Source organism: Anabaenopsis sp. FSS-46 (assembly GCF_029891665.1).
Classification (GTDB): domain Bacteria; phylum Cyanobacteriota; class Cyanobacteriia; order Cyanobacteriales; family Nostocaceae; genus Anabaenopsis; species Anabaenopsis arnoldii.
On sequence record NZ_JANQDG010000062.1, the window covers coordinates 1 to 22,793 of the forward strand.

A 22,793-nucleotide genomic window follows, 5' to 3' on the forward strand; every position below is an offset into this window, starting at 1 on the left:
ACTTCTTGTCTGTTTTAGTGTTTTCTCCAGATAGTCTGCACTTTCGGTAATTTCTATTTTTAGCTGACGTGCCATTTTTGTCTTGTCTCACTTAACCCTCATATCTCTATTATATGCAACTTCAATGTAAATTGATATAAGAAGAAGGAAAAGAAAAACACAAGTGCATTCTTAAATGCCTGGAGTCAGAATGCGATTAGTTGAACGACACATAATCAAAGGAAATAACAAGTGGTTTGGGGTGATTGATCAAATGTCTTTTTTATCAAAAAACCTATTCAACTGTGCTGTTTATTTATGTCGTCGAAAGCCAAACTTGATCAAAAAAACCCCTATCTAGGGGCTGATTGAGTAACTTTGGTGCAGTGATAATTAGTCTTTAAAGTAAATAGAGTAATCCGAACAGAATAATCCAAATTACGTCTACAAAGTGCCAATAGATTTCTGCGGCTTCGATACCAAAATGCTTTTCGTTACTATAGTGACCAGGAACGCGCGATCGCCACAATACCGCAACAATAGCCAAAACGCCAATAGTAACGTGCAGACCATGGAAGCCAGTTAAAACATAAAATGCACTGGCAAACAAATTAGTTGTTAAACCAAATTCCAGATGGGCATATTCATAAACCTGACCCATCAAGAAAACAGCACCCATCACAGCCGTAATTGTCAACCAAATACGCATACCCTTGACATCATTCTTTTTGATGGAGGTATCAGCATTGTGCATGACAAAACTGCTAGCAATTAGATTGATGGTATTGACTCCGGGTAGCAAGAGTTCTAATTCTGGCGTTCCTTCTGGAGGCCATGTTGGTAAGGTAGCACGGAAAGCTAAATAAGCTCCGAACATCCCCAGAAAAATCATTCCTTCAGCAACCAGAAACATCACTAGGCCAAATAGGCGCAGGTCTGGATGTTCTTCATGATCAGTATGGGCTGTTGCAGGATGATGATTCAGTTGAGTTTTCCCTGGGTCAATTGTTTGACTTTGCATGAATCTTTAAAGATGTAAATTAACGGGGAATGGGGAATAGGGAATTATACCCCTACGCCCTACTGTTAAACGCCAGACTCAATGGTGGGATATGGTTCATCAGGTTTGAGGCTCAACACCTGCTGAATATCCACTTCTTTCTTACCTACGCCATAATCATAGGGGCCTGTAGCTAAGACCGGGAGTTTCTCGAAATTCTCAATGGCTGGTGGTGAGGTGGTGGTCCATTCTAAGGTCAGTCCCCGCCAAGGATTATCACCAGCTTTTTGTCCATACCACCAACTCCAAATGGCATTGATGATAAAGGGTAATGTTGAAATCGCCAGAATATAAGAGCCGTAGGTGCAGATTTCATTCAAGGAGGTGAATTTTGGGTCATATTGGGCAATACGGCGGTTCATCCCCATCAGACCCAGTTTGTGCATGGGTAAGAAGGTCATATTCAGACCGACAATGGTTAAAACAGCATGAACTTTACCCCAAAATTCGTTCATCATCCGTCCCGTCATTTTTGGGAACCAGTGATAAATAGCGGCAAAAATTCCTAAGACACTACCACCAAACAGAACGTAGTGCAAATGTGCCACTACAAAATAAGTATCATGAACGTGAATATCAAAGGGGACTGCGGCTAACATTACACCACTCACCCCGCCAATCACGAAGGTTCCTAAAAAGCCCATGGCAAAAATCATGGGACTATTGAGGCTAATTTTGCCACCCCAAATAGTTGCTAACCAACCAAAGATCTTAATCCCAGTGGGTACAGCAATGATCATGGTGGTGATCATAAAAAACATTCGTAACCAACCGGGGACACCACTGGTAAACATATGATGCGCCCAGACGATTAGCCCTAAGAAACTGATAGCCAGAGAAGAATAGGCGATCGCCTTATAGCCAAAAATTGGCTTGCGGGCATGAACCGGCAAAATTTCCGAAATTGCCCCAAAGAAAGGCAAAATCATGATATAAACCGCCGGGTGAGAATAAAACCAGAACATATGCTGGTAAACCACCGGATCCCCCCCGCCAGTGGGGTTAAAAAATGTTGTTCCTGCTAACAAGTCAAAGCCCAGAAGAATCAGCGCCCCGGCTAGTACTGGTGTAGATAGCAACACTAAAGCAGAAGTGGCCAACATTGACCAACAAAACAAAGGCATTTGATGAACGCCCATACTGGGAACACGCATCTTCAGGATGGTAACAATAAAGTTAATGGCTCCCAAAATCGAGGATGTACCCAATAGCAGCACACTCATAATCCAGATAGCCTCACCCACTTGGCCTGTTACCAAGCTCAAAGGAGGGTAGGAAGTCCATCCAGCATCAGGCGCATCACCCAGGGCTAAACTAGCGATCAGCAACACACCCGCAGGGGGAATCATCCAAAAAGCTACAGCATTCAAGCGCGGAAATGCCATATCTCTAGCCCCAATCATCAGGGGAATGAGATAGTTAGCAAATCCTGCACCTGCTGGCACAATCCACAAAAAAATCATGATTGTGGCGTGCAGTGTAAATAAACTGTTATAAATTTCCGGGCTGACAAAATCTACCTCTGGGGTACGTAGTTCTGTCCGCACCAAGTCAGCCATCACGCCGCCAATGCAGTAGAAAACAAAGGATGTAACTAGGTATTGAATCCCAATTACCTTATGGTCGGTGCTGAAACCAAAAAAGTCTCGCCAATGTCTTTCTTGTGGTTCTTCTATATGAGGCGGAATATTGGCAGTTTTTTCTAACTGAGTTTGTGTCATAAGTTAATTAGTCATTACTCATTAGTCATTGGTCATTAGTCATTAGTAAAATGACTTTCTTCGCTTTCCTGACTTGTTTGTATGGATTGAATGACCATGAATTTATGTGCTTAGTGAGGGATGAAATCCTGACTCAGCTAGCCGCACTGTTTACTCAACAATCTTTTGGTGCATATGATGTAGCATCTCTGGCTGTATACCCATATCCCTAGTGTAAGGACTGAGAAATTCATCTGCGGACAAATCAGCAGGATTAACAGCAACGGCTTGGTTTAGGGTTTCGCTACTAGCAACCAATTGTTCTTGCATCCAAGCTTCATAGGCTTGTTGGGTTTCTACTACTACTTGGGTTTTCATTGCTCCGTGGTAAGGGCCACAAAGTTCGGCACAAATCAGGTCGTAAGTACCAGCTAATCTGGGAGTGAACCGAATTTCGCTTTGTCTACCGGGGATAGCATCTTGTTTGAGGCGGAACTCTGGAACCCAGAAAGCATGGATAACATCATTGGCTGTCATGTTGATTTCCACTTCCCGACCTACTGGAAGGTGTAGCTCACCTGTAGTCACCCCTGTATCAGGATAGGTGAAAAGCCAAGCATATTGTAAACCAGTCACATTAACCCGTAATTCTGGTGGTAGACCAGCCTTTTCGGGACTTCCCCCAATAGTGGGAGCGACACTACCTACACCGGGCGCATTCCGCTTTTGGGGAATTTGGTCAGCATTACGGACTGCTGCTGTGGCTGGGTCTTGCATTGCCTCCTCAGACTGTTCTTGATTGCGGTTCCCCCCTGTGCTGGGGGGTGTATCGCTTAAAGTTGCGGCAATCGCAGCCCCCGGCATTGTCATAGACTCCTGAGTCATCGGCGCTTCATGAACAGAATGGGGATCAAAGCCGCCAATGTCGTTATATACCTCAAAACTATAAACAGAAATACCGAGGACGATAATGGCTGGTATGGCTGTCCAGAGGATTTCTAAAGGCACATTGCCCTCAATTGGTGGTCCATCTTCAAGGTCACCGGCCTGTCGCCGGTATTTAATTGCCGAGTAGATCAAAATACCCTCCACAAGTAAGAATATACCTGTGGAAACGATCATCATCGTGTTAAACAGACCATCCACTAAAACGGCTTCGTCTGTGGCTGCTGTTGGCAACAGACCGTGATTTTGACCGTACCAAAGGCTCGATAGCGTTAGTACGATGCCAATTAGTAGTGTCCAGATGGAACTTGGAATCTTCACGGTTTACTTAAATGAATTTACTACGTTATCTCTATGCTACCCACTTACTAAGGTAGTTCAGGCAATTAAATCTGGAGTCTAATGGTTTTAAGATTTTATTAATTTTTCCAACTAAGTTCATAGTTTTGAGCATCACATATCTATTTTAGAGATTTTTATACATTTATGGCTAGACATAGCTTAGTGTCAATGCTAGGTGAAATCCCATAAATATTTCAGATTGGTAAAATTAATCAATAATTATTAATCGTTAACAAATTAAAAAATACCTAAAGCTCGGCTAAAACTAGCTAGAGTGATCCAAAGTATAAGTGCAAGCCAATCTTTTCCACCCGGCTGCATAGGTTAGGGTGTAGATAGATTGGTACTCAAACTTGGAAAATTTAACGGCAGCTCAACCAAGAGCGGGCGGAAGGTACTGTTCATGAATGAATTTGTCCTAGAACAACAAAATGAAGCGGCCGCCGAGCAGCGAAAGCCCCAGGAATTAATTCGTCGCTTGGTGTGGAAAATTTGCATAGCCACCTTGATTTTGATGGCCATAGGCAGTGCCACCCGTGTGATGAATGCTGGGCTGGCTTGTCCGGACTGGCCATTGTGCTATGGGGAATTGGTGCCCACTAGACAAATGAATCTTCAAGTTTTCTTGGAGTGGTTTCACAGATTGGATGCAGGGTTAATTGGTTTGAGCGCCATAGCCCTGGCTGGGTTGTCCTGGTGGTATCGTCGTTGCTTACCCACTTGGCTGCCCTGGGCATCGACATTTGCCCTATTTTTAATCGTCTTCCAAGGGATTTTGGGAGGACTTACCGTTACCCAACTGTTGCGGTTTGATATCGTCACTGCCCATTTGGGAACGGCGCTGTTATTTTTCACTACCCTACTGGTTGTTGGCATCGCGCTCACTCCTTATCAAGGAACTGGAACTGTTGGTAAGTTACCTTGGTTGGGTTTGAGTGCCGTTATTTTTGTCTATCTGCAAAGTATACTAGGCGCTTTAGTAGGGTCTCGCTGGGCCTTACACCAATGCTTTGGTGATTCTCAGCTTTGTAATGTGATGTATAGCCATATTTTTGGCTTGGTACCGCCTACTGTAGCTACTTTGGCAGTGGTATTCATATCCTGGCGCACGCCAGCACTCCATCCAGCTTTGCGGCGATTGGCAACTATGGCCGGTGGGTTGCTGATGTTACAAATCTTCTTAGGAGTTGCCACTTTCCGATTACATCTCCAAGTCGAGCTTTTGACAGTTTCTCACCAAACTGTCGGGGCGGCTTTGCTTGGTACTTTAGTAGCTTTTACAGTTCTGGCACTACGCGACTCGGCTATGGCCCGTGAAATCAATGCTTACCCTGTTGCTTCAACAGCGAATGTTATCAGTACACCAATAAATGGAACCAATGCATAACTTAATTCGGGTTCGTTTCCCCATTGCTATGTAGCTTGCCACGGCAGGAAATCAAATTGCCATCACATCTAGCAACAACCCCCAGCTATTAGAAGTGGTAACACCATAAAAACCAAAACTGCTTGCACGCCCAAGAAAAGTCTCAACTTTCACTAGCTAGTCTGAACAAGGGTTTATGGGGGAGCCAGGAAAGATCAGGGAACCTGATCACAATCTTCCCGATCTTCTCCATCCTCCTCATCTTCCTCGTCTTCCCTGAGTATCAGTAACTATTTTTAATGTCAACTCAGTATGAGCAGGGGCTGCATAAAAGTTGTTGAAAAATAAGGAACAAGAGCTAACATGATTGAGACTAATGTCTCTCGCCAAAACCAAACATTTCTCCAAGTCATCCAAAGCTACTACCAACTCACAAAGCCGCGGATTATTCCCTTGCTGCTGATTACCACGGCTGGAAGTATGTGGATTGCTGCTCAGGGACAAGTAGATCCATTGTTGCTGTTAGTAACTCTTACTGGTGGTACTTTGGCAGCCGCTAGCGCCCAAACCATTAACTGTATCTATGACCGGGATATTGACTATGATATGGAGCGGACGCGTCATCGTCCTATCCCTTCTGGTAAGATCCAGCCCCGTGATGCCCTGATTTTTGCCATCGCTCTGGCGGTCATGTCTTTCACCCTACTCGCAGTATTCGCCAATTTACTCGCTGCTTCTCTAGCATTCTCCGGCATTATCTTTTATGTTTTGGTCTATACCCACTGGTTAAAACGCCACAGCACTCAAAATATTGTCATTGGTGGCGCGGCTGGAGCAATTCCCGCTTTAGTTGGTTGGGCGGCTGTCACAGGGACTTTAAGCTGGGCAGCATGGTTAATTTTTGCCATAGTTTTTTTATGGACACCTCCCCATTTCTGGGCGTTAGCGCTGATGATTCGGGATGACTACGCAAAAGTTGGTATCCCAATGTTACCTGTGGTTGAGGGTGATATGGCAACAGTCAAGCAGATTTGGTACTATACACTGGTCACCGTTGGTACTACTATCTTACTTGTTTATCCTTTGCACGCTAGTGGATTTGTTTATGCGGCGATCGCCCTCAGTCTGGGAGGATTATTTGTTCACAAATCTTGGCGTTTGTTACACAGTCCAGAGGATCGCACTGTGGCTAGAGAGTTGTTTCTCTATTCCATCTCTTACATGATGCTGTTATGTTTGGGTATGGTGATAGATAGTCTCCCGATTACCCATAATCTCATGACTATGATCATCACCCAGCTGCATTTTATCAGTTAAAGAATGGGGTACAATTCCCAAAAATCTGATGGTGGGTTAGTAATCGCTAACCCACCATCATCTATTCTGCTTGTCAGACTCTCAGCTTGTATGCACTGGTCAATCTAAATCTGACTTTTAAATTAGGATTGATGACGATATTGTGTGCTATTTATCACAATGCCCACAGAATTAACCCTGTTCCCAACACACAAATAATTCCCGCAACCCCCGCCAGGGGTTTTTTGTTTTTACCAGTCCACCATTCTGAGGCTTTCCCAGTATAGCTAATTAGTTGTGCTGTATCTATGGTCGCGATCGCCCATACTAATGCTGTATGTAATCCCCAAGCTATACCCAAACTGCCCCCATCAGTAATCCTGGCTAATACCAGCATCATTCCCATCAGCCATAATCCAGGAATTTGGGGTTTGGTTTCCCGTTGTTCCCATACTAAGTGCAGAAGGGCAAAAATTAAGCTGGAAATTGTTGCTGCTACCCACAGTGGGTAATCACGCTCCAATTCAGTTAACAAGAAACCACGAAAAACTAACTCTTCTATGCCCCCAACTAATAAGGCTATCAATAAAATCGATGGTATAAACTTAATATTTGATTTTTCTAAATAGCACCAGCCAAGCCAGAATTGGGACGTAAACATCATTGCTAGGCTCAATACTCCCAAACCGAAACCTAGCCCTAGGGAACTGAGCAGGGAAACACTGGCCACCAAGCCATAATCTGAAAAAGATTTATGGGATAGCCAAGTCACTACCCAGAGAACCAGGGGCGCTAATAAGTAAAGTGGCACTAACAAGGGTAACTTTTGTTCCGGTTGTAAAGCTTTGGTAGGTTGCCAATTCAGTCTGATGGCGATGACTGCTGCTATTGGTAACCAGCACCCTATCCAGCTAATAAAAAATGTCATCACCATAACCAGCATTGATGCATCTTGTATAAATGCTGCTACGCTATTGGATATTTTTATCAAAATAGACATAAAAAAACACGATAGACTTCCTGCTTGTTAATCAAGACTCTACTAGAGTTTGTCACTTGTGCAAGGGGTCTAATCGTATTGTTCCCATGTTACAAAGTTCAAGCAAAGAGAATTAGCGCTTGGCTGTAGTGGTACGAATTAGTTTTGACATACTCACCGATCTTGAAGTATGGCTTACGCCACGCTACGCTATCGGTGATTCTTGACAGTTCACAGTAACTCGCTGCCGAAGCAGTCTTATAGTCACTCTCTGTCCATTTAAAGTCGTGCCGATGCCCCATGCCGACTATTGCATTTTAGCTTTTTGTTGTTTTTTTAGGCAAGTTTTTTTGCAAGAATCAAGAAAAGCCGTCGTAGAACAACGGGGTTTTAAACCCATTTTTTCGATAAAGCCTTGACTGTTAACTTATTCATACCATGGGCAAACTTACTCTTCCAAATCTTCATCGGAGTCTTCTGAGTCTATATCTACTGAAGTCACTTTTTTATCACTTTCTCCCAGTTGAATTAAGTGGATATGTTTATATCCCAGTCTGATTTCAAACTCATCACCCGGCTTTAAGTTCATTGCCTTAGTGTAGGTAGCACCAATCACAATTTGACCGTTTTGATGAACGCTGACACGATATGTCGGTTCACGACCACGACCATCTTTAGGTGCTTCGGGACTCAGAGGAATTCCTCTAGCCGATAGCAGAGCATCATAAAAATCTGTGAGATTGACGCGAACTTGATTATTCTTAGTAACGGTGTAATATCCGCACTGCTTGGCTCTTTCTCGGCGTGGTAAATTAGATAATTCTTTCACTTTAGCAAGCAATGCTTTTCCAGTTAATGGTGCGGTTGCAGTTTCAGTCATTACGCTCAAATTTTCCTTACTCTCTCCAAACTGATAAACAAAGTTGTCTCATGCCAGTATTTGACTACTCATGACTCTGGGGTGAGGGATAAATTCCTGTTTATAGGTTGAGCTACAAGCGCCTATATTATGGTCACCCACAACAGACTAGAGGTCATGGTGTCCACAAACATTGATTTCAGGGATTTTACGGCACTTTTCACCAGAAATCACCATGGGAAATCAATTGATTTTATGTGTTGGCGCTACTGTAGCAGTGTCACTTTCAGCCACCTGAACAAGTTATTTGAGTGCGACTAAAAATAAGTCGTAGACCAAATAAATTGCTGGCTTTCAACTTTCAGTGCTGGCCTTTATTGCCTTTGAGTTATGAGGTTTTCCCTAATCTGACTCTCCAGCCCAAGACAGCATGGTATTTGAATAGGCTCTTACGGACATACACCTTTGTTCTGCCTGTAGAGACGTGATTTTTTTTGTCTCTACATTACGAATTTACAAATCAGCATTAGCGGTGCTTATGCAGCTATTGGTACTGGATTTGTTACTTCGTAATTTTATATTAAATACTAGCATGAACTAATAATAGCAAAATAATTGTTTAGTTTTTAATTGAACTGCGACTAAAAACTTAAATCTAAATATCTAACCTTGGGGAGTCAAAAAGTGGGATTCATCGGACTTTTTGCCCTATTGAATATTGCAGCGAGAGTTTTATAAAAATTCATCTAAATTTAGATGAGGAGTTTTGACAATTGAGTAAAATACCAAATTTACTTGATTTTGTACACATATCCCCTAAGTGACGATTGTCCTGATGGTTTATTCTCATGAGACAAACAGCGGATAGAGATTATATACGTCTGTCTTGGGGAAGAATAAATTTTCCCATATCTTGCAAATACCTGGTTATCACCCGATATTATCCCACAGGTTCAGCGCTGACATATACACAAAAAAACTATCCCTTTGCGACTAGATTAGGGATTTTATGCGCCAATGGCTGCCATTACTCTTAACATCAAGAGATATTGAGAAACATGAATGGATTGAGTTTAGATATATTAACTATGCAGGATATGAACCTAGCTGTTTCTCCTGAAAAAGCGACTTATGCTTCTGCTGTGAAACAATTAGGTTAAATGTTCCCCCCACCATAACTACATGATTTGCCTTTGATTTGAGAGGTTGACAAGAATCTCAGTTGTAGCACCCCTACAAATTAGATATGAATGGTTATCCTTAAACTAGAATCAGTTGCTCTTGTGTGAGCAGCCTATTAACACTGGGCTTGGCCATTAGGGTGAACAAGAGTATAGCTCAAGTGTAACCACCAGGCTTGATTCACGACTTCTGCGGCTGGCAATATAATTTGAAGATTGTGGTTGGTGATAATGGAAGTTTTATTTAAAATCATTCGGCAGCAACAAAATTTCTCTCCTGTTGTACAAACTTACCTTTTACAGGTAGATTCTGGCAATACAATCTTGGATTGCCTCAATCGAATTAAGTGGGAACAAGATGGAACACTCGCTTTTCGCAAAAATTGCCGCAATACAATTTGCGGTAGCTGTGCTATGGGAATCAATGGGCGTTCGGCTTTAGCTTGTAAGGAAAATGTCGGTAGTGAGCTAGCTAGATTACCACAAATCCCTGCAGGGGAAAATAACGCCAACACAATTCGGGAAATTACAGTAGCTCCTTTAGGTAATATGCCGGTAATTAAAGATTTGGTCGTTGACATGACTAGTTTCTGGAATCATCTAGATGCAGTAGCTCCTTATGTAAGTACAGCGGCGCGACAAGTTCCGGAAAGGGAATTTTTACAAACACCACAGGAGCGATCGCGTCTTGATCAGACAGGTAATTGTATCATGTGTGGTGCTTGTTATTCTGAATGTAATGCCCGTGAAGTTAATCCAGATTTTGTTGGTCCTCATGCACTAGCCAAAGCCTATCGCATGGTGGCTGACTCTCGTGATGGTGAAACCGAAAATCGCTTAGAAACTTATAACCAAGGAACTAAAGGAGTATGGGGTTGTACTCGTTGTTTCTACTGTGACTCAGTTTGTCCCATGGAGGTAGCACCATTGGAGCAAATCACAAAAATTAAACAGGAAATTCTGCAACGCAAACAAGCCCAAGACAGTCGCTCAATTCGCCACCGCAAAGTATTAGTAGATTTGGTGAAAGAAGGTGGTTGGATCGATGAACGTCAATTTGGTATCCAAGTGGTTGGTAACTACTTTCAGGACCTGAAAGGACTACTGAGTCTTGCACCTCTTGGTTTACGAATGATAGTGCGCGGTAAATTCCCACTTTCCTTTGAACCTTCCCAAGGTACTCAACAAGTGCGATCACTCATTGAATCTGTACAAAAGAAAAAGAAAACCCCTGATTGATAAATTTCCCAGTCTCTATTTTCAGCGTGGCTCTTGAGGTATATTCAACCTTTGTCCCGATTGTTCATAAACTAAAACATCCCATTGACCATTGTTACTATACTCAAACGCAATCCTGCGACCATCAGCGCTAATCGTAGGGTTGCGGACTTCTGCTGCCAAGTTATTAGTTAAATTTCTCGATTGTCTAGTTTCTCGGTCATAGAGAAAAATAGTAGATCGACCCTGACGACTAGCCGCAAAAACAATGTACTGACCATTCTCAGCAACACTAGGATGAGAGGCGATGGTATCGAAGGAATTTAAACCCGGTAAATCTACCAGGGTGCGAGTTAGTGTATCGAACATATAAACATCTTGGCTACCCCGGCGATCGCTCGTAAAAACAATATATCTCCCTGAAGTTTGGGGATTTAGTTCCGAAGCTGGACTGTTAAGACTCCGACCACCAGGATCAAAAGGATAATTGACTAAGCGAGGATAGCCCACGCAGCCAGCCAATAAGCCCAACCCAGCAACAAGTATAGGTATAAAAATAGTTCGATTATTCATTTCGTCATTAGTCAATGCTCATGAATACAGATAAATTACCTGACGGATGATTATCTCACACTCGCACCGTTGGGAATATCTAACTCAATATCTGGTCCGCGGTCTAAAACTTCAATATCCCACTGACCACGGCTAGCAGTTTCAAAAACAATATAACGTCCATCTGGGCTAATTCCCGGATTTCTCAACCAGCCGCGATAAGTGGGAGTCATAACTTGTGAATTTTGCGTAGCGCGATCATAAAGTGCTACAACAGGTCTACCTTGGTCACTGGTCAGATAAGCAATGTAACGTCCGGTATAGCTGAGGCTAGGATTTTCAGTAATCGTCCTTGGTCTATTTAAACCGGGTATGCTAACCAACCGTTGTTCTTCCAAGTCATAGACCAACAGTTGGTGAGTACCATTCCGATTAGATATAAATGCTAAAAAGCGACCATTTCCACTCAATGCAGGTTGCTCTTCAGTGTAGCGACTGTTGAGGGAAGTAGGCCCTAAGGGTATTTCGTTGTTACTGCAAGATAACAATAAACTAGCAAAGCTAAAAACCAGGCTCCAAGGAATTGGTCTTTGGAGCCAAAATCTAGGCGTAAGTCTTTTCACCTCAATTATTTTCCATCGCCTCCAGACCTAATGCACAGCCAATCGTATTAGATAACACCCTAATCCAAATCGGTCAAATTATCTGGCTCCCGATTGGGGTTTTCTATCGGGTTATATGGTACGTATTCAGTTGGTATTGCATCATCATCAATGGGTCTAGCTGAACTTGAGTCTGGAGACGGCCGGCGCTTTCTGGTTCGGGAAGGGACATCCTGGTCGCGAGTTTCCCGACGTGGTGGTCTATTAGTGTTACGGCTCGAAGATTTTCTCCCTTCAGTACCTGAAGTATCCCAATCATCAACTTCCCTGTCAGCACTCCAATTTTCTGCTTCAAAACTCTCACGACTGCGACTCCCAGGACGGACAGAACTAGGACGACGCTTTCTGTCTGTGGTTTCTGGTCTTTCCCTACCACTGCGGCGTTCTGGGCGGCGAGGTGGTTGCTCCTCATAGTATTCATCACGGGGGGAACGAGTATCCCTGCTACCCCGAATACGAGGGCGCACAGGTGGTTCTTCGTCTTCATAGGGAAGGGGTTCTAAGTCTTCTTCTACCTCAGCCTCATATCCCCTGCGATCGTAGGAATAGCTTCTGCTTACTTCTCGCTCCTCATCCACAATAGGAGTGTTCCGCTTGGCTTGTTGAGTAGCTATACCTCGCAAACGAATACTTTCAACTGCAAAAAATACAGTTGATCCGACTAAAAGCAGCTGATTAAATTGTAAAATTGGGTCTAACCGCCACCCTTGGAAAATGAGAATAAACCCGCAGAGTAAGCCCACTGCTGCAAAAAAAATATCTTGATCTCGTGACAGTTCTGGACGGACAGTGCGGAGAAAATACAGTGCTGCCCCAGACACAGCCAGGAAAATTCCTAGAATACTGGCTGAGTTCGTCCCAAAATTGACCTGAGCCAGAACGCTGGCTGAGTTCAGCCCAAAATTTACCATTGTTCTTTTCCAAATATCAAATCTATGTTAGCGAGTCACAATTAAAATCACTACTCTAATCAGGCACAATATCAACAATATATTGAAGCTTCAAAGCCTCTGGGAAAGAAGCTCTGAAGCTGTTTATCGCCAGCTAGTCAAAGTATAGCTTGTCCTCAGTGGGGGGACTGTTTGCCGTTGGTGCAATTGGGTAAGCTACGTCATATTTAACTTGCATAATTCAGCCCCGCAAGATGCCTAGCTGAGAAAATATGCAAATTAGTTGACACTCTGATGGTCTAAAGACACTGAGATCCTGCTGACAGAGTAAGTTTAGGTCTAACCCCACAGTCTTACTCTCGCTACGGTCGTCAAACACCGTTTACCCAGTCGGCCAAAGTCTAAGCCTAGCTTACTGGTTACTTTTCCCCGGAAAAGACCACGGTGGTTTTAACCACCAAGTGGCTTTCCTCTGCGGGCTAAAGTCGCTGATTTTCCAGATGACCGCGATATTTTTATGAGAGTCAAAGCGACTCTCCCAGGAATTATGAACGCTGGATTTTATCTTTTTGGCTAATGAAAATCAGCCCAACTGTAGCAGGGAGTACTACAATTACACCACCCCAAAACAGACTCCAAAGAAAATTTGCTAATGAAGGCGTCATAGTTCTAAACCTTTTTTTTACACACTTGATCATAATTCTAATATGGTGTCTCACCAAAAAAGTGCAACATCCTGACTGGTGAGTGAAAAAAAGTATCCTTCCTGGAATTCGTTAAAATTGAACCAAGAACATTCAAACATTGCAGCCTTGCTGGCTTTCGCCTAAATTCTTTCTTAGTTCACAGATAGTAGCTCAAACCAATGACTGGTGTTAACCTGACTGTTTGGATTCTCAGCCCTTTATTGGGACTGATGACATTTCTGTTTATTTTCCGGATAATTCTGACTTGGTATCCACAAGTGGACTTGAATCGTTTACCCTTTAACCTGATAGCTTGGCCTACTGAACCCTTTTTAGTGCCATTGCGAAAGCTAGTGCAGCCCATAGGAGGGGTAGATATTACCCCTATTCTTTGGGTGGGAATTCTCAGCCTCATTAGGGAAATTCTGCTCGGTCAGCAAGGATTGCTCACCATGATGACTCGCTTGAATTAAGTAATAGGAGTGGGAGTGGGAAGAGGGTAAAAGATTTTAGCACCAGACTAACTGCTTTACCCCCGCCCCCAACCTCTTTTATTTTCCCAAGACCTAAAGGTTCATCTCCTGGACAAAATTGGTGTAGACATTACCTTGCAAGAATCGGGGGTTTTCCATAATCTTTTGATGAAATCCAATAGTAGTGGGAAGTCCAGTAATGGCACACTCTCGCAATGCGCGTTTCATGCGGTTAATTGCAGTAGCTCGGTCTGGACCCCAAACAATTAATTTACCAATCAGAGAATCATAATAGGGGGGGATTTGGTAGTCGGTGTAAACATGGGAATCAATACGGACACCGGGTCCACCTGGGGGAAGATAGCCGCTAATACGTCCGGGTGCAGGGCGAAAGTCATGCTCTGGGTCTTCGGCGTTAATGCGGCATTCAATAGCATGACCTCTTAAGATTACTTGGTCTTGGGTAATCCTTAGTCTTTCCCCTTGGGCAATGCGGATTTGTTCAGCAACTAAGTCCACTCCTGTGACCATTTCTGTTACAGGGTGCTCAACTTGAATCCGGGTGTTCATTTCCATAAAGTAGAACTTACCAGACCTATCTAGAAGAAATTCAACTGTACCAGCCCCAGTAAAGTTGATAAACTGAGCTGCTCTGACAGCAGCTTGTCCCATTTTTTCTCGTAGTTCTGGGTCAAGTGCGGGACTGGGAGCCTCTTCGAGTAACTTTTGATTGCGGCGCTGAATTGAGCAGTCTCGTTCGCCCAAATGGATAACGTTACCGTAATTATCTGCCAAAATTTGGAATTCAATGTGCCGCGGACGTTCAATAAATTTTTCTATATAAACGCCAGAATTACCAAAGGCCGCTCCGGCTTCTCCTTGAGCTGCTAAGAAAAGTTTGACAAATTCACTTTCAGAACGCACTAAACGCATTCCTCTACCGCCCCCACCAGCAGTAGCTTTAATCATGACCGGATAATCCATATCCTTGGCAATTAGCAATCCTTCTTGTTCGGATTCTACTAAGCCATCACTACCTGGTACAGTTGGTACCAAAGCTTTTTGCATGGTTTCTTTAGCTGTGGATTTATCCCCCATGAGCCTTATGGCTTCAGGAGTCGGTCCAATAAAGGCAATATGATGGTCAGCACAAATTTCTGCAAATCTGGCATTTTCTGCTAAAAATCCATAACCAGGGTGAATGGCGCTGGCATTACGTGTTAGGGCAGCAGAAATAATGTTGGGAATATTCAAATAACTTTTACTACTAGCAGGTTCGCCAATGCAAACCGCTTCGTCGGCAAGTTGAACGTGGAGAGCATTCTGGTCAACTGTGGAGTGAACCGCAACCGTGGCGATTCCCATTTCTTCACAGGCGCGGAGAATGCGAAGGGCAATTTCCCCCCGATTGGCAATTAATATTTTGTCAAACTTCATAGAAATACATGGTATGCGGGAAACTCAGTCACGAAGCGTGCTGAGAGGGAAGCGACGCAAGCGGTTTGAACCGTCATGATAATTCATCCTGTTGAGCGTCAAATCAACCGGACTTTAGATTTACTAAACTGTCCTAACTGTTTCCAATCCTGATTAGATACAGAAACTTGTTTTTCATTGTCCCCACTCACCCAACCAGTTTCGATGTTAGTACCAGTAGATAGTTGTTGTCTCCTCTCGGATTTGCCACAATACTGTCGCTGGGTTTCAAATGATGACAGGATTGATTCTAGGAACTTTTGACCCACCTTTGAGTTTTGAGATAGACAAAAATAGCCAATCTTTTTCTACTCTCTCAATATTGATGGCTTGTCTTTCTATTTCCATAGTGCGGTAACGAGGATGATTCTGACAGCTTGACTTACTACTATTTGTGCATCTGCCAGTTTGGATTCTCTTCGGCTTTTGTGAGGGCAGTTGGCATCTCACTCATCAAGCCACTAGATTTGTCGGTCATATATCCTCCTTCCCAGGATTTGTGTCTACTTCCACTTAATTTTTGGATGACTTTTACTAAATTTAACTATTTTCTCACTATCTTTATTTTTTTTGTGCTATAGTTTATTTCTGTACAAACAACGCGGATGTGGCGGAATTGGTATACGCGCACGCTTGAGGTGCGTGTGGCTTTGCCTTGCGAGTTCGAGTCTCGCCATCCGCATTTTTTATTTGGTAGAAAATTGTCTCTGTAGTTTTCAACTCACTGTTGCAAGCATAATTTTTGTGCTTTTATAGAAGTAGGTGAACTTTTGTAAAGAACATTGACTGCAATTTTTACAGGGAAGAACAATTCAACATTGCCAACAGCATGGCATCCCCTCACTCCAATTTGGCAAGGTGGGGAAGAGGTGATCCAAAAAAGTTTGCCACACTCACAGTTAGCACCAGCGTGGCAATTGTTACTTTTAGGTGACGGATCGCCCACAAGACATTTACAATTACTGACGGGAGAACCGACAGAAGTGGATGTGATTGATATGTCTTTGATTGGCATGAACCCAGATGAAGCGCCGGAATTAATTCAAGCTGTGCCGGGGCCACGACTGCGGCGACAGGTATGGTTACGTACTGCATCGGGTCAACGATTGGGTTATGCTACCTCATGGTGGGAAGCTAGTCATGTAGATGAATTTTTGCAAAATCGTTCACTACCTATCTGGGCGAGTCTTGCTCGTATTCGTACAGAGTTATACCGTGATATACAGGGAATTTACTATGGTAATTCAGCAGCCCTAGAGTCAGGTTTTGGGGTATCTGGTCCTTTTTGGGGTCGTCATTACTTGTTTTGGCATCATGGACGACCCCTGACTTTAATATATGAAGTTTTTTCGCCTTGTTTAACCAAGTATTTGGGCAGTTCAACACTGATTTACCCAAATGGGCTAGAGCCGGGAAGTTAGTATTATTGGATACAAAATCAATATAATTTGTGTGACGACGGTGCATCTGAGGATACTGATAGCTTGCAGCTTTTTCAAGTTAGCTATACTTTCAAAGTGCTAGGAGGATGACTGATTTCCCTTCTAGGAAACATCCCAAAAAACTTGTCTACTCAATTTAGCAAAGGATGAGGTATAGGTTTCGATGACGCTGCCTATTGTATCTGTGATTAAAAATCATACTAAGAAACCATCTGCGCTGCTGACACTATTGGCTGCTGGATTCTTAATTGGTGTGGGAAGTGCAGCATACTGGTTTTTAAGCCAGAGGCAAACATCTTCTAGCGGTTTGCCAGTGGGTGTAAATATTATCCCTCAAGATGCCCTGTTTACGGTTTCTTTAACCACAGATCCCAAACAATGGCAACAATTACAGGAGTTGGGAACAAAAGAAACCCAAGCAGAAATCACTAAAAATTTAGTGCAGTTGCGCGATCGCTTTTTGAGTGAGAATGGTTATGAGTTCCAGAAAGACATCGCCCCTTGGGTAGGCGATCAAGTCACCCTAGCAATTCTCTCGCCCCCAACAATTCAACCAGGGATCAAACCTTTAAACAAGCATGGCGATGGTGCTATAGCCCAACAGTCCATGGTGATGGTATTACCGGTCAAAAACCTAGAAGCAGCCAACAGCATCTTGGCAGAACCCAAAACGCTGAAACAAGGTAAATGGACTGAGCATACTTATCAAGGAATTACCATTAGACAAACTGATAGTCAATCAGGGGAAAAGCTTTCAGCCGCATTAGTAGATCAAAGGTTTCTAGTCATCACTGATGATCCGCAAGCCACAGAACGAGCCATTGATACATATCAAGGTAAAGCATCCCTAGCAACAGTAGAGGGTTTTGGGGATAATTTGCGGAAAATTTCTGATCATCACCCCTTTGCTCAGTTTTATCTGAATGTACCAATAGCCGGCAGACTAGCTGCTGTTGCTCCCAACAGTCCTTTACCTGCTCAAGTTTTAACTCAACTGCAAAATAACCAAGGTTTAGCCGGGTCTCTGACTTTGGAACCTGCAGGAATAAGGATCAGGGGTATTTCGTGGCGAAATTCTCAGAGTCAGCGTGTGCTAAAAGTGGAGAAGACCGCCGAAACCATGCAAAACCGGTTACCTGCGGACACATTAATGATGCTGTCTCACAGAAACTTACAAAGTTTGTGGGCAGACTACGTTTTAATATCACAAAAAAACCCTCTTGCGCCCATATCACCGGAACAATTGCGAGGTGGTGTCAAGTCACTTACCGGATTAGATTTAGATAAAGATTTTCTCAGTTGGATGCGAGGTGAGTTTTCTGTTTCGGTGATTCCCAATAGCTCAAATGAAGATTATTCTCAGGATTTCCGAGCTGGGTTGTTACTCATGGTACAAGCAAGAGATGCCTCTAACGGGAAAAGCCTGCGTAAGTCAGCTGAAGCATCTTTGAAGAAGCTGGATGAGGTGATGCAAAACCAATATCAGTTCCAGATTCAACCGAGTACAGTTGCAGGTAAACCGGTTATTAACTGGATTACACCCTTTAATACGTTAACTGCTACCCATGGTTGGTTAGATGACGATATTGCTTTTTTGGTAGTGGGGGCTCCCATCACAGATAAAATTATGCCTAAACCTGATCAAACACTAGCTAGTAGTGCGACATTTCAAGAAACGGTTCCTGTACAACTCCATCCCAATGGAAGATTTTTCTTGGATATGGAAAGGAGTGTACAAAACTTCACATTAAACACTGTATTTCCTCAGCAACAAACTTTTCTAGATGCCACACAATCAATTGGCGTAACATCTGCTGTCAGCGATGATCGCAGTATGCGCTATGAAATTTTTATAATGCTGAAAAAAGGTGAGACAAAAGGTACGGGCTAGGTAGTCTCAAGGGTGATTTGCTGGCAGTATGGGTAGCAAGGGTTTAATGCACCAAGGGGGACTAAAAAGCATGTCCAATGAGTCTCCTAAGCCGATAGGATCAGAACAGTCAGAATGATTATTTTAAGGAATCAACTGGGGAGAACACTTTATGAATCTGGTTGAACTCCAGAACTGGTTGGACAATGCCAGTTTTGCTGTATTATTTCTCACAATGCTGGTGTATTGGGGAGGTGCTGCATTTCCCAATCTGCCCGCACTTGCTACTTTGGGGACTGGGGGTATGGCGATCGCCAATTTGTGTATAGCCACCCTGCTAGGGGCGCGATGGATAGAAGCGGGGTATTTTCCCCTCAGTAATTTGTATGAATCGCTATTTTTCTTGGTGTGGGGTATTACCGCAGTGCATCTGTTTGCGGAGAACACTAGTCACAGCCGCTTAGTAGGAGTTGTTACCGCCCCAGTAGCAATGGGGATTACTGCTTTTGCTGCTCTCACCTTACCATCAGAAATGCAATCAGCAGAACCTTTAGTACCTGCTCTCAAGTCCAACTGGCTGATGATGCACGTCAGTGTAATGATGTTGAGTTATGCCGCTTTGATGGTAGGATCACTACTAGCGATCGCCTTTCTCATAGTGACTCGCGGTGAAAATATTCAACTACAAGGCAGTTCTGTAGGTAATGGCGGTTATCGCAGTAACGGCTACCGCTTGTATAAAGCAGGGGAGCTAACTTCCCAACTGGGAACACCCCCGGTAGAAAGTAATGGCTTTGCTCCCTTTGAAAATAACAACAATGGCAACGGTCATACGGCGGTTTTAAATTTAGTCACGGTTACTGAGTCTGCCAAGGTAGTAACTGCTGGGGAATTACTATCACCACAGCGCTTGAGCCTGGCTGAAACCTTAGACAATATGAGCTATCGCGTCATTGGACTAGGATTTCCTCTAATTACCATTGGTATTATTGCCGGTGCGGTGTGGGCTAACGAAGCTTGGGGGTCCTACTGGAGTTGGGATCCCAAAGAAACCTGGGCGTTAATTACCTGGTTAGTTTTTGCGGCCTATCTCCACGCCCGCATTACTCGCGGTTGGCAAGGTCGTCGCCCGGCCATTTTAGCCGCCAGTGGTTTTGTGGTCGTCTGGATTTGCTATTTGGGTGTGAATCTTTTAGGTAAAGGTTTGCATTCTTACGGTTGGTTTTTTTAATTATCCCCTAACCCCTCCCGCTAAGGGAGGAGGTAAAACAGAAGATCAAATGGTATGGACTGCCCTACACGCAAAAATACATCGTACGATTCGCTCGCGCCACTTATTTGAGCGTCATCAGAGACTATTAGTAGCGGTTTCTGGTGGGCAAGATTCTCTGTGTTTAATCAAGTTACTGTCAGATTTACAACCCAAGGGTGAATGGGATTTAGGGATCGCCCACTGTGATCATCGCTGGCGTAGCGATTCTGAAGCTAATGCCCATCATGTGGAAAAATTAGCTAGAAGTTGGGGTATATGCTTTTATTTAGCAACAGCTAGGGAACCTTTAAAGAGTGAAGCGGCGGCTCGTAATTGGCGGTATCAAGCTTTAACTGCCATCGCCCAAGGAAATAGTTACCAGTATATTGTTACAGGACATACCGCCAGCGATCGCGCAGAAACTCTACTTTACAACTTAATTCGCGGCACAGGTGCTGATGGGTTACAAGCACTTACTTGGCAAAGACCACTCACAGCAGATGTTTTACTAATTCGTCCGCTTTTAGAAATTACTCGCCAACAAACAGAGAAATTTTGTCAAGACTTTCATCTCCCAGTCTGGGAAGATATCACTAATCAAGATGTCAAATATGCCCGTAACCGCATTCGCCAAGAATTAATCCCATATTTACAAGCAAATTTCAATCCCAAAGTAGAATTCGCCTTAGCCCAAACAGCAGAACTATTACAAGGAGAAGTGGAATACTTAGAGCAAGCAGCTGACAAGTTAAGGGAAGAAGCTATAGGGAGACCAGATGCGCACAGCAGCAGTAATGAAGGAAATTGGACTGATTTAAGGTTGAATCGGCGGGTATTAGAGAAAGCACCATTAGCGCTGCAACGTCGCGTAATGAGACAAATATTACAAAATATTCTCAGTGAGCCTCCGAGTTTTGAACACATTGAAAAATTAACAGCGTTAATTATAGCACCAAACCGTTCACAAACAGATCCATTTCCTGGGGGTGCCATCGCCCAAGTCCAAGGGGATTGGATTTGCCTCGCTCTCTATAATAGACGAGATGAATCGCGTCTCCACTGAACTTATTTACTCTGTGGGCCCTAAAGCTAGGTAGGATGAAATTGGGTAAAACGCCGGGTAGTTTCACCAAACATCCTAGTGGTAATCCTAGAATCCAACTAAATCAGCAAAAACCAATCAGCACTCAGAACTTTTATTATGCTGCGGGAACAACAGCCAGTTTTAGGTTACTTCATAGAAGAAGCTAGAGACCATGTGAATACAATTGAGCAGGGGTTAGTCGATATCCAAAATACCTTGAATAACCCGGAAATGGTCAACGAAATTTCCCAGGCGGCTCATTGGCTCACAGGAAGGGCGGGTATGCTAGGGCTAATTAGCATTGAACATACATCCCACCGTCTAGAAGATTGTTTTAAAGTTCTTCAAGAACATCAGGTTCAGGTTGACGAGAAGTTAACATCTTTATTTCTCAATGTATGTAATACCTTAAAGGTACTATTAGAAGATTTATGTGGCAGTTCCCAGGCTCTATCAGAAGAGACGCTTAATACTCGGGTATCAGAAAGTGCTGCGGAATTTCAAGGGCTGTATGAGCATCTGGAATTGCTTCTCAAACAAAACAGTACTAGACTGGCAAAGGAAAACACGCGAACAGAAGTAGAAATAACCTCGGAGGATATTGTCAGCCGACTGACTGAGGTGATAGCGTGGGTGGATATTCCTTATGTGCAAGAATACAGCGAAACTACATCCATACAATCACCCCCGTCTGGAGGATTTTCAAAACAACATTCGTTCTTAGGCACGGTAGCTAAGGACTATGGGGATGAATTTCACCCGCAGGTGTTACAAAAAGTGCGGGAAATGTTGCAACTGTTTAAGAAAAACAAAACACCCGAATCTCGGCTACATCTCCAGCAATGTTGTCAGCAGTTGGTAGAAATTGGCCGGAGGCAAAATTTTCCTCACTGGTGTAGATTATGTCAAGCAGCGGCGAATGCGATCGCTAACCCTGACAATACCTATCTCACCCTAGCCAAAATTGTCGTTACCGAAATCAAACAAGCCCAAGAACTAGTTCTCCAAGGTAGAGAAACGGAGATTGCAACTAGTGAGCAATTATTAGCCCTGTTGAACTTGGAACAACTGGAGTTATTACAGTCTGAGGACTTTCACCAGCTTGTATATGTAGAAGAACCGACAACAGAGGATAAATTAGACTCCAATACAGATGATTGTGCTAATAATCCTGGTATTATAAAGCTTACAGACATCATAACCAGCTTAACTGAACTCTCGGATAACTGTCAAAAGGACACAGAAAATAGTGCTTCTACCCCGGTGTTATTGGGGGATGCTCAAGAAAACACAGATATCAGTGATATTGACCAGAATCATCAGGTAGGGTTAGCCGGGTTGAATATTCCCGCTGATTTAGTTCCAGATAAAACCTGTCCACAAGACAAAATTTTAGAGATTAGCACTCTGAGTGAAATAGATTTTAGGGACGGCGGTTTAGCTGATTTGGGATCTTTTGTTAATATCCTCTCCTACTAACC

20 protein-coding genes and 1 tRNA gene are annotated in these 22,793 nt (G+C 43.4%); 10 read left to right on the plus strand and 11 right to left on the minus strand.

Annotation, left to right across the window (positions count from 1 at the left end; all coding sequences use genetic code 11):
* Positions 1 to 379 precede the first annotated feature (379 nt).
* From NWP21_RS06460 to NWP21_RS06470, 3 genes are all read right to left on the minus strand, one after another.
* Positions 380 to 1,000, minus strand: a complete 621-nt coding sequence (locus NWP21_RS06460; protein ID WP_280792057.1) for a heme-copper oxidase subunit III — start codon at positions 998 to 1,000, stop codon at positions 380 to 382.
* Positions 1,001 to 1,065: 65 nt separating this feature from the next.
* Positions 1,066 to 2,760, minus strand: coding sequence for a cytochrome c oxidase subunit I (gene ctaD / locus NWP21_RS06465; RefSeq protein ID WP_280792058.1), 1,695 nt, complete (start codon positions 2,758 to 2,760; stop codon positions 1,066 to 1,068).
* A gap of 150 nt (positions 2,761 to 2,910) precedes the next feature.
* Positions 2,911 to 4,005, minus strand: coding sequence for a cytochrome c oxidase subunit II (locus tag NWP21_RS06470; protein ID WP_280792059.1), 1,095 nt, complete (start codon positions 4,003 to 4,005; stop codon positions 2,911 to 2,913).
* Between the two features lie 424 nt (positions 4,006 to 4,429).
* Between NWP21_RS06470 and NWP21_RS06475 the strand changes: the two genes are divergently transcribed.
* Positions 4,430 to 5,413: a heme A synthase gene (locus tag NWP21_RS06475; protein ID WP_271730876.1), complete on the plus strand. Its 984-nt coding sequence runs from the start codon at positions 4,430 to 4,432 to the stop codon at positions 5,411 to 5,413.
* A gap of 342 nt (positions 5,414 to 5,755) precedes the next feature.
* Complete coding sequence (locus tag NWP21_RS06480; protein WP_271730875.1) at positions 5,756 to 6,709, plus strand: heme o synthase; 954 nt, start codon at positions 5,756 to 5,758, stop codon at positions 6,707 to 6,709.
* A 154-nt stretch (positions 6,710 to 6,863) separates the two neighbouring features.
* On the opposite strand, the gene NWP21_RS06485 is transcribed toward NWP21_RS06480, so the two are convergent.
* Both NWP21_RS06485 and NWP21_RS06490 read right to left on the minus strand, forming a co-directional pair.
* Positions 6,864 to 7,688, minus strand: a complete 825-nt coding sequence (locus NWP21_RS06485; protein WP_280792060.1) for a CPBP family intramembrane metalloprotease — start codon at positions 7,686 to 7,688, stop codon at positions 6,864 to 6,866.
* A 427-nt stretch (positions 7,689 to 8,115) separates the two neighbouring features.
* Positions 8,116 to 8,547, minus strand: coding sequence for an AbrB family transcriptional regulator (locus NWP21_RS06490; RefSeq protein WP_271730873.1), 432 nt, complete (start codon positions 8,545 to 8,547; stop codon positions 8,116 to 8,118).
* A 1,391-nt stretch (positions 8,548 to 9,938) separates the two neighbouring features.
* Between NWP21_RS06490 and NWP21_RS06495 the strand changes: the two genes are divergently transcribed.
* Positions 9,939 to 10,946: a succinate dehydrogenase/fumarate reductase iron-sulfur subunit gene (locus NWP21_RS06495; RefSeq protein WP_280792061.1), complete on the plus strand. Its 1,008-nt coding sequence runs from the start codon at positions 9,939 to 9,941 to the stop codon at positions 10,944 to 10,946.
* Between the two features lie 21 nt (positions 10,947 to 10,967).
* Here the strand turns inward: NWP21_RS06495 and NWP21_RS06500 are convergent, their stop codons facing one another.
* The 4 genes from NWP21_RS06500 to NWP21_RS06515 form a co-directional block, all read right to left on the minus strand.
* A complete protein-coding gene (locus tag NWP21_RS06500; protein ID WP_280792062.1) occupies positions 10,968 to 11,498 on the minus strand; it encodes a Tol biopolymer transporter periplasmic protein in 531 nt (176 codons plus the stop codon).
* 50 nt (positions 11,499 to 11,548) lie between these two features.
* On the minus strand, positions 11,549 to 12,100 hold the full coding sequence (locus NWP21_RS06505; RefSeq protein ID WP_280792063.1) for a hypothetical protein: 552 nt from the start codon (positions 12,098 to 12,100) through the stop codon (positions 11,549 to 11,551).
* Between the two features lie 59 nt (positions 12,101 to 12,159).
* Positions 12,160 to 13,050: a Ycf66 family protein gene (locus tag NWP21_RS06510; protein ID WP_280792064.1), complete on the minus strand. Its 891-nt coding sequence runs from the start codon at positions 13,048 to 13,050 to the stop codon at positions 12,160 to 12,162.
* Positions 13,051 to 13,574: 524 nt separating this feature from the next.
* Entirely contained in the window at positions 13,575 to 13,694 is a 120-nt protein-coding gene (locus tag NWP21_RS06515; RefSeq protein ID WP_200987310.1) for a photosystem II reaction center X protein, read from the minus strand.
* A 200-nt stretch (positions 13,695 to 13,894) separates the two neighbouring features.
* Between NWP21_RS06515 and NWP21_RS06520 the strand changes: the two genes are divergently transcribed.
* Positions 13,895 to 14,188 (plus strand): YggT family protein, encoded by a 294-nt coding sequence (locus NWP21_RS06520; protein WP_271730866.1) that lies wholly within the window; start codon positions 13,895 to 13,897, stop codon positions 14,186 to 14,188.
* A gap of 93 nt (positions 14,189 to 14,281) precedes the next feature.
* Here NWP21_RS06520 and accC read toward each other — a convergent pair whose 3' ends face one another.
* Positions 14,282 to 15,625, minus strand: coding sequence for an acetyl-CoA carboxylase biotin carboxylase subunit (gene accC, locus NWP21_RS06525; RefSeq protein ID WP_271730865.1), 1,344 nt, complete (start codon positions 15,623 to 15,625; stop codon positions 14,282 to 14,284).
* Positions 15,626 to 15,723: 98 nt separating this feature from the next.
* Positions 15,724 to 15,933 carry a hypothetical protein gene (locus tag NWP21_RS06530; RefSeq protein ID WP_280792066.1) on the minus strand — a complete coding sequence of 70 codons (210 nt, stop codon included), beginning with the start codon at positions 15,931 to 15,933 and terminating at the stop codon, positions 15,724 to 15,726.
* Between the two features lie 332 nt (positions 15,934 to 16,265).
* Between NWP21_RS06530 and NWP21_RS06535 the strand changes: the two genes are divergently transcribed.
* From NWP21_RS06535 to NWP21_RS06560, 6 genes are all read left to right on the plus strand, one after another.
* A tRNA-Leu gene (locus NWP21_RS06535) sits at positions 16,266 to 16,346 on the plus strand.
* Positions 16,347 to 16,446: 100 nt separating this feature from the next.
* Positions 16,447 to 17,085, plus strand: a complete 639-nt coding sequence (locus NWP21_RS06540) for a chorismate lyase (protein ID WP_280792067.1) — start codon at positions 16,447 to 16,449, stop codon at positions 17,083 to 17,085.
* 184 nt (positions 17,086 to 17,269) lie between these two features.
* A complete protein-coding gene (locus NWP21_RS06545) occupies positions 17,270 to 18,997 on the plus strand; it encodes a DUF3352 domain-containing protein (protein ID WP_280792068.1) in 1,728 nt (575 codons plus the stop codon).
* 151 nt (positions 18,998 to 19,148) lie between these two features.
* Positions 19,149 to 20,207, plus strand: a complete 1,059-nt coding sequence (ccsB, locus tag NWP21_RS06550; RefSeq protein ID WP_280792070.1) for a c-type cytochrome biogenesis protein CcsB — start codon at positions 19,149 to 19,151, stop codon at positions 20,205 to 20,207.
* 49 nt (positions 20,208 to 20,256) lie between these two features.
* On the plus strand, positions 20,257 to 21,291 hold the full coding sequence (gene tilS / locus NWP21_RS06555) for a tRNA lysidine(34) synthetase TilS (protein WP_280792071.1): 1,035 nt from the start codon (positions 20,257 to 20,259) through the stop codon (positions 21,289 to 21,291).
* A 138-nt stretch (positions 21,292 to 21,429) separates the two neighbouring features.
* Positions 21,430 to 22,791, plus strand: coding sequence for an Hpt domain-containing protein (locus NWP21_RS06560; protein WP_280792072.1), 1,362 nt, complete (start codon positions 21,430 to 21,432; stop codon positions 22,789 to 22,791).
* Positions 22,792 to 22,793 lie beyond the last annotated feature (2 nt).